Consider the following 1,717-nt stretch of genomic DNA (forward strand, 5'->3'; position numbering starts at 1 on the left):
ATCAGGGGTAGGGGAGCGTTGAATGCGGGTTGAAGGTGTACCGTAAGGAGCGCTGGACTGCATTCAAGTGAGAAGGCCGGTATGAGTAACGAAAAGATCTGGGAGAATCAGATCCGCCGAAAGCCTAAGGGTTCCTGAGGAAGGTTCGTCCGCTCAGGGTAAGTCGGGACCTAAGGCGAGGCCGATAGGCGTAGTCGAAGGACAACAGGTCGAAATTCCTGTACCACCGTAATCCGTTATGAGCGATGGGGTGACGCAGTAGGGTAGTGACGCGGACGGATGGATGTCCGTCTAAGCAGTGAGGCTGGTGTGTAGGCAAATCCGCACATCGTAAGGCTGGGCTGTGATGGGGAGCGAAAATTGTAGTAGCGAAGGTCATGATCTCAGACTGCCAAGAAAAGCCTCTAGCCAGGAGAAGGTGCCCGTACCGCAAACCGACACAGGTAGGCGAGAAGAGAATTCTAAGGCGCGCGGAAGAACTCTCGTTAAGGAACTCGGCAAAATGACCCCGTAACTTCGGGAGAAGGGGTGCCTCGGTAGGGTGAATAGCCCGAGGGGGCCGCAGTGAAAAGGCCCAAGCGACTGTTTAGCAAAAACACAGGTCTGTGCGAAGCCGCAAGGCGAAGTATACGGGCTGACGCCTGCCCGGTGCTGGAAGGTTAAGGGGAGTGGTAAGCTCGCAAGAGCGAAGCTATGAACCGAAGCCCCAGTAAACGGCGGCCGTAACTATAACGGTCCTAAGGTAGCGAAATTCCTTGTCAGGTAAATTCTGACCCGCACGAATGGCGTAACGACTTGGGCGCTGTCTCAACGAGAGATCCGGTGAAATTTTAATACCTGTGAAGATGCAGGTTACCCGCGACAAGACGGAAAGACCCCATGGAGCTTTACTGCAGCTTGATATTGAATTTGGGTACGATCTGTACAGGATAGGTGGGAGCCTAAGAGACTTGAGCGCCAGCTTGAGAGGAGGCATCCTTGGGATACCACCCTGATCGTATCTAGGTTCTAACTTGGTACCGTAATCCGGTACGAGGACAGTGTCAGGTGGGCAGTTTGACTGGGGCGGTCGCCTCCTAAAGAGTAACGGAGGCGCCCCAAGGTTCCCTCAGAATGGTTGGAAATCATTCGAAGAGTGCAAAGGCAGAAGGGAGCTTGACTGCGAGACCTACAAGTCGAGCAGGGACGAAAGTCGGGCTTAGTGATCCGGTGGTACCGCATGGAAGGGCCATCGCTCAACGGATAAAAGCTACCCTGGGGATAACAGGCTTATCTCCCCCAAGAGTCCACATCGACGGGGAGGTTTGGCACCTCGATGTCGGCTCATCGCATCCTGGGGCTGAAGTAGGTCCCAAGGGTTGGGCTGTTCGCCCATTAAAGCGGTACGCGAGCTGGGTTCAGAACGTCGTGAGACAGTTCGGTCCCTATCTGTCGTGGGCGTAGGAAATTTGAGAGGAGCTGTCCTTAGTACGAGAGGACCGGGATGGACGTACCGCTGGTGTACCAGTTGTTCCGCCAGGAGCACCGCTGGGTAGCTATGTACGGAAGGGATAAGCGCTGAAAGCATCTAAGCGTGAAGCCCCCCTCAAGATGAGATTTCCCAGTATGTAAGACCCCTTGAAGACGACGAGGTAGATAGGTTGGGGGTGGAAGTGCAGTAATGCATGGAGCTGACCAATACTAATCGGTCGAGGGCTTATCCTAAGATAAAACGCAA

At 54.3% G+C, this 1,717-nt stretch carries 1 rRNA gene; it reads left to right on the top strand.

From position 1 onward, the window contains the following. Positions 1 to 1,704 (top strand): 23S ribosomal RNA (locus L696_RS0117630); the annotation flags it as partial. Positions 1,705 to 1,717 lie beyond the last annotated feature (13 nt).

The sequence above is a fragment of the Paenibacillus maysiensis genome (genome assembly GCF_000520815.1).
Taxonomy (GTDB): domain Bacteria; phylum Bacillota; class Bacilli; order Paenibacillales; family Paenibacillaceae; genus Paenibacillus; species Paenibacillus maysiensis.